This window comes from Microcella sp. (genome assembly GCF_033763155.1).
In the GTDB taxonomy this organism is placed as follows: Bacteria; Actinomycetota; Actinomycetes; order Actinomycetales; family Microbacteriaceae; genus Microcella.
The window spans coordinates 1-6563 of record NZ_JANRKZ010000008.1; the positions used below are offsets into that span (position 1 = coordinate 1).

The window sequence follows — 6563 nt, forward strand, 5'->3', positions numbered from 1 at the left end:
TGTGATGTCTCACGACATCGTGGACAGCTGAACCCCCAGCAGGAGGGTTCGCCCGTTTTTCACGTCTTGGCCTGATAGCCCTTGTTCGGGTCGATTTGATGCTCCGCGAGCACCTCACCATCGGGGGTCATCGTGATGGCATAGAGCCCGTGGATGAGCACGATCACGGCCGTGCGAGCCAAGCCTCGCCCGTATCCCAGGTGCATCATTCGGTTCGCGAAACGCAGGGAGACTTTGCCGTGCGCATCGATGGTGTCGTAGCGCACCCGCCAAATGTTCGGGTCATCAGGCTGCATCGGTGCGGCCTTCGGAATCAGCGTGTAGGCGAAGGCGGGCGTGCGTCGGTTCAACGAGCGGTGCGGGCGGTGCTGGTTGTAGTGCTCCACGAACTCATCCAGCTCGCGTTGCAGTTCTTCCAGGCTGCTCGCGGGGCGCACTGCGAGGCGTTTCTTCAACGTCTGCCAGAACCGTTCGATCTTGCCTTGAGTGGTGGGTTTGTAAGGTTTGCCGTTCTTCTGGGTGATGCCGTGCAACGCCAGCAACGTCTCGAACGCGTTGCCGGAGGTGCGGGCTTTCAGGCCGCCAGCGAAGCGGGTGGTGAAGATGTTGCCGTTGTCCGTCAACGTCGCGGCGGGGAACCCGTGCACGGCAACAGCCTGCTGGAAGGTATCGGTGACGGTGCGGCCGCTAATGCGGGCATGGCACGACAGGTGGGTGATGAAACGGGCGTGGTCATCAATCCAGCCGATGATCTCCACCTCTGATCCGTCGATGAGGCGCCAGTGGGTGGTGTCGGATTGCCAAAGCTCGTTGGGTTGCGCAGCGGCGAAGCGTTGCCACGACGCTCGAGGACGCTTCTGGGGTTGCGGGGTGATTACCGAGCCAGCGCGCAGGATGCGCCAAATCGTCGAACGGGAGATCGTCACCTGTTCGGCTGCCAGCAGTGAGCAGATTGTGTCGGCGCCGGCATCGAGGCCGTCGGCGGTCAGCTGGGCACGCAACTGCAGGACGCGAGCGCGAACAGGTTCGGGTGTGCGGGTGGGGTGGGAGCGTGGCGCGCTCGAGCGGGGTGTGAACGCTGCCTCGCCTTCGGTCAGCCACCGTTGGTGGAGCTTATGGACCAGTGACTTTGAGACGCCGTGGATGCGGGCGACTTCTCGATACGACAGGCCTTGCACGGTGACGGCGAGGATGAGTACTTCCTGTTTGCTCACCCCTTGACCCTGGCGGGGTGTCCACAATGTCGTGAGACATCACGCCCTCACCGGCCTCACTGTCCACGATGTCGTGAGACAGGTGTCCACGATGTGCTGAAACCAGACACCACAGCCGGTACAAGAAGAACATCCCGAGCGATTCACCGTGTCGCAGCATGCCGCCGCGCAACGCTCGCGCGTTGCGCCCACAGCCGGTACAGAAAAAGAGTGAGGGCCCGAATCCAGCTGGATGCGGGCCCTCACTCGTCACAGCGATCGATCAGTCGGAGTGCTCGCGACTCTCCCACACCGGAGCCGCCGCGTTGATGGCGTCGCCCACGACGTGCACGCGCAAGTCGTTGGTCGATCCGGCGATTCCGGGAGGGGAACCCGAGATGACGACGACCTTGTCGCCGACCTCGGCGAGACCTTCCCGCAACAGCACCTCATCAACCTGGCGGTACATGGCGTCGGTGTGCGTCACGCGCTCGACGAGGAACGACTCGATGCCCCACGTGAGCGACATGCGGCGCGCGATGGCCTCGGAGGGCGTAAACGCCTTCATCGGGATGCGGAACCGCAGTCGCGACATGCGGCGAGCCGAGTCACCCGACTCGGTGAACACGCAGACGAACTTCGCCTCGACGAAGTCAGCGACCTCGGCCGCGGCGAGGGTGATCGCACCACCCTGGGTGCGGGGCTTCGTGCCCAACGGAGGAATTCGCTCGAGTCCGTGCTCTTCGGTCGAGGCAACGATGCGTGCCATCGTCGACACGGTGATGACCGGGAACTCACCCACGCTCGTCTCACCGCTCAGCATCACTGCGTCGGCACCGTCGAGAACCGCGTTGGCGACGTCCGACGTCTCGGCGCGCGTCGGAATTGGGTTGCTGATCATCGACTCGAGCATCTGCGTGGCCACGATGACCGGCTTGGCCATACGGCGGGCCAGTTCGACGGCGCGCTTCTGCACGATCGGCACGGCTTCGAGCGGGAGCTCCACGCCGAGGTCTCCGCGCGCGACCATGATGCCATCGAAGGCCTCGATGATCTCTTCGAGGGCATCCACGGCCTGGGGCTTTTCGATCTTGGCGATGACCGGAACGGTCACGCCCTCTTCGCGCATGATCTCGTGAACGCGCGTGACGTCAGAAGCGTTGCGAACGAACGAGAGCGCGATGTAGTCGGCACCGAGCTTGAGCCCCCACCGGAGGTCATCTTCGTCTTTTTCCGACAGGGCGGGCACGTTGACGGCAACGCCCGGAAGGTTGATGCCCTTGTTGTTTGAGACCGGGCCCGCAACGATCACCTGCGTGCGCACGCGCACGCCATCGGTGTCGAGCACCTGAACCTTGACCTTGCCGTCGTCGATGAGCAAGTAGTCACCGGGCTTGACGTCGGCGGGCAGACCCTTGAAGGTCGTGCCCACGAGCTCTTTCGTGCCGAGCACGTCTTCGGTCGTGATCGTGAAGATGTCACCCTCAGCCAGATCGTGCGGTCCGTTCTCGAACTTGCCGAGACGAATCTTCGGGCCTTGAAGGTCCACGAGAACGGCAACCGGGCTGCCCGCGTCGGCAGCGGCCTGCCGCACGTTGCGATAGACCTCTTCGTGCACCTCGTAGCTACCGTGGCTGAGGTTCATGCGGGCGACATTGACGCCCGCCTCGATGATGGCCCGAATGTTTTCGTAGCTGGATGTCGCCGGCCCGAGGGTGGCAACGATCTTTGCGCGTCTCATGGTGTCCTTCAATGGGGGGTGGTGGTAGGGGTGGAGCAGAATCTCAGACGGTGAGCGGTGTGTCGGTGGCGCGAACGGGAGCGGGAAGGTCGCTTGCGCCCTGCAGATAAGTATCAACCGCGGCGGCAACCGCGCGACCCTCGGCAATCGCCCAGACGATGAGCGAGGCTCCACGACCAGCGTCACCCGCGACAAAGACGCCACTCTCACCGGTCGTGTAGTCGGCCTCGCGCTTCACGGTTCCCGACCCATCGAAGGGAAGACCAAGCTGCTCGTCCAGCGTTCCGCGTGCGGCACCGGTGAAACCGAGAGCGAGCAGCACCAAGTCGGCGGGAATCTCCCGCTCGGTGCCGGCCTTCGGCACGCGACGACCATCGAGATACTCGGTCTCAGCAACCCGCAGCGCCCGCACTTCGCCCGCCTCCGTCGTCAAGAACTCGACGGTCGAGGCGAGGTACATGCGCTCGCCTCCCTCTTCATGGGCGCTTTGCACATCGAAGAGAGTGGGCTGCATGGGCCACGGCTGCGACTCGGGTCGCTCGTGCGGGGGCTGCTTGCCAATGGCGAGGTTCGTCACGCTCAGGGCACCCTGACGGTGCGCGGTACCGATGCAGTCTGCCCCGGTGTCGCCACCGCCCAGCACGACGACATGCTTGCCCTCGGCGGTGATCTGGTTGCTCACCGTGTCGCCCGCTTGAACACGGTTCGACTGCGTGAGGTAGTCCATCGCGAAATGGATGCCCAAGGCGTCGCGCCCTGGAATAGCCAGGTCGCGGGGCTCAGGCGCACCGGTCGCGATCACGACGGCGTCGTAGCGCGTGCGCAACTCATCCCACGTAATGTCGACGCCGATCTCGACACCGGCGCGGAACCGGGTGCCCTCTGCCTGCATTTGCGTGAGGCGAGCATCCAGATGGCGCTTCTCCATCTTGAAGTCGGGAATGCCGTAGCGCAGCAAGCCACCGATACGGTCATCTTTCTCGAAGACCGCGACCGTGTGACCGACGCGCGTGAGCTGCTGTGCCGCGGCGAGTCCCGCGGGGCCCGACCCCACGACCGCGACCGTCTTGCCGGTCAATCGCTCGGGCGGGAGCGGCTGTACCCAACCGTTGTTCCACGCGTTCTCGATGATCGAGGCTTCGACCTGCTTGATCGTGACAGCAGGCTGGTTGATCGCCAGCACGCACGACGACTCGCACGGTGCCGGGCAGAGCTTGCCGGTGAACTCCGGGAAGTTGTTGGTCGCGTGCAGGCGCTCGATCGCTTGACGGCCCTCGCCGCGCCATGTCAAGTCGTTCCACTCGGGGATCAGGTTTCCGAGCGGGCACCCCTGGTGACAGAACGGAATGCCGCAGTCCATGCACCGGCCCGCTTGCCGACGCAGCACGCCGGGGTCGCCCTGTTCATAGACCTCTTTCCAGTCCATGAGACGCAGCGGAACCGGGCGGCGCGGCGGAAGCTCGCGCTCAGGAACCGTGATGAAACCCCGGGGATCAGCCACCGGTCACCTCCAAGATGCGGCCCCACACGACGTCTCCATCGGGGTCGAGGCCTTCGTCGAGAGCAGTCTGTCGGGTTGCGAGTACCGCCGCATAGTCACGAGGCAAGACCTTCACGAACCGTTCGAATGCCGAGTCAAGGTCGCCCAGCAGGCGCGCCGCGACGGCCGACTCGGTTTCGTCGTGGTGGCGGCGCAAGAGGTCGGCAACAATCTCCCGATCATCGGCGTCGAGCGGCGACAGCTCGAGTTCACCCGTCGCGAGAGCATCACTGTTGACGCGTTCGCGGCGCAGGTCGAGCACGTACGCCGTGCCACCGGACATGCCAGCACCCAGGTTGCGGCCCGTTGCCCCGATGATCATCGCGGTTCCACCCGTCATGTACTCGAGCGCGTGGTCGCCCACGCCCTCGACGACGGCCGTGGCGCCGGAGTTTCGAACGAGGAAGCGTTCACCGACGATGCCGCGAATGAACAGCTCACCGCTTGTCGCGCCGTAGCCAATGACGTTGCCCGCAATGACATTGCGCTCGGCGTGGAAGACGGCGTCGCGCGTCGGACGAACGACGACCCGTCCACCCGACAGACCCTTTCCCACGTAGTCGTTGCTGTCGCCATAGAGACGCAGGGTGATACCCCGCGGCATGAAGGCCCCGAGGCTCTGACCAGCCGAGCCCGTGAGCGTCACGTCAATCGTGTCGGGGGCCAGTCCGTGCTCGCCATGGAGCTTGGTCACATGGTGGCCCAGCATCGTGCCGACTGCGCGCTCGGTGTTGCGAATCGGCAGATCAATGCGCACGGGGGCACCGTGCTGCAGCGCATCCGCGCTGAGACGGATGAGCTCGTTGTCAAAGTGCTCATCGAGCTCGTGATCTTGCTGCTGACGCTTCGTGCGAGGCGCATCGTCGTCGAAGACAGGACCTGCAAGAATCGGCGACAAGTCGAGCCCGTCGGCCTTCCAGTGCTGCACTGCGCGATCAACATCGAGCAAGTCGGCACGACCGATTGCTTCTTCAAGCGTGCGGAAACCCAGCTCGGCCAGGTACTCGCGCACCTCCTGCGCCAAGAACTCCATGAACGTGATGACGAACTCAGGCGTGCCGGTGAAGCGTTTGCGCAACTCGGGGTTCTGCGTCGCCACGCCCACGGGGCACGTGTCGAGGTGGCAGACGCGCATGAGAATGCAACCAGAGACAACCATGGGGGCCGTTGCGAAGCCGTACTCTTCGGCGCCCAACAGAGCGGCGATGATGACGTCTCGACCGGTCTTCATTTGGCCATCGGCCTGGACCGTCACACGCCCCCGCATGTTGTTGAGCATGAGGGTTTGCTGCGCTTCAGCAAGGCCAAGCTCCCAGGGGGTTCCCGCGTGCTTGAGCGAGTTGAGAGGGCTCGCACCGGTGCCACCGTCATGACCCGAAATGAGCACGACATCGGCTTTGGCCTTGGCCACACCGGCCGCAACCGCGCCAATGCCCGACTGGCTCACGAGCTTGACGTGAACACGCGCCGCGGGGTTCGCCCGCTTGAGATCGAAGATGAGCTGCTTGAGATCTTCGATCGAGTAGATGTCGTGGTGCGGCGGCGGCGAAATGAGCCCCACACCGGCGGTGCCGTGACGCAGCCGGGCGATCCAGGGATAAACCTTGTTCGCGGGCAGCTGCCCACCCTCGCCGGGCTTCGCGCCCTGGGCCATCTTGATCTGGATGTCGTCGGCGTGCGTCAAGTACAGGCTCGTCACGCCAAAGCGACCGGACGCCACCTGCTTGATCGCACTGCGCTTTTCGGGATCGAGCAACCGCTCGGGGCTCTCGCCGCCCTCACCGGTGTTGCTGCGACCACCGATGCGGTTCATGGCGATGGCGAGCGTCTCGTGCATTTCAGGGCTGATCGCACCCATGCTCATGGCACCCGTGGTGAACCGACGGATGATCGACTCAACAGACTCGACCTCGTCAAGAGCGACCGGCGTGCGTCCTTCGGTCTTGAAGCGGAACAAGCCGCGCAAGGTCATGAGGTTCTCGGCCTGGTCGTCAACCGCCTTGGTGTACTCGCGGAAGATGTCATACCGCTTTGCCCGCGTCGCGTGCTGCAGGCGGAACACCGTTTCGGGGTTGAAGAGGTGGGGCGG

4 protein-coding genes are annotated in these 6563 nt (G+C 64.3%); all 4 read right to left on the minus strand.

Annotated elements, in window-relative coordinates; translation table 11 throughout:
* Nucleotides 1-59 precede the first annotated feature (59 nt).
* Nucleotides 60-1214 carry an IS481 family transposase gene (locus tag SFU54_RS00315; RefSeq protein WP_319014334.1) on the minus strand — a complete coding sequence of 385 codons (1155 nt, stop codon included), beginning with the start codon at nucleotides 1212-1214 and terminating at the stop codon, nucleotides 60-62.
* Between the two features lie 262 nt (nucleotides 1215-1476).
* A complete protein-coding gene (pyk, locus tag SFU54_RS00320; RefSeq protein ID WP_319014335.1) occupies nucleotides 1477-2934 on the minus strand; it encodes a pyruvate kinase in 1458 nt (485 codons plus the stop codon).
* A gap of 43 nt (nucleotides 2935-2977) precedes the next feature.
* Nucleotides 2978-4435 (minus strand): glutamate synthase subunit beta, encoded by a 1458-nt coding sequence (locus SFU54_RS00325; protein WP_319014336.1) that lies wholly within the window; start codon nucleotides 4433-4435, stop codon nucleotides 2978-2980.
* A partial coding sequence (locus SFU54_RS00330; RefSeq protein WP_319014337.1) for a glutamate synthase-related protein occupies nucleotides 4428-6563 on the minus strand: 2136 nt, incomplete at its 5' end. The genes SFU54_RS00330 and SFU54_RS00325, both read right to left, overlap by 8 nt.

Coding starts and splice junctions, on each gene's coding strand:
- pyk (WP_319014335.1), bottom strand. CDS start 2,934: ATGAGACGCGCAAAGATCGTTGCCACCCTCGGGCCGGCGACATCCAGC.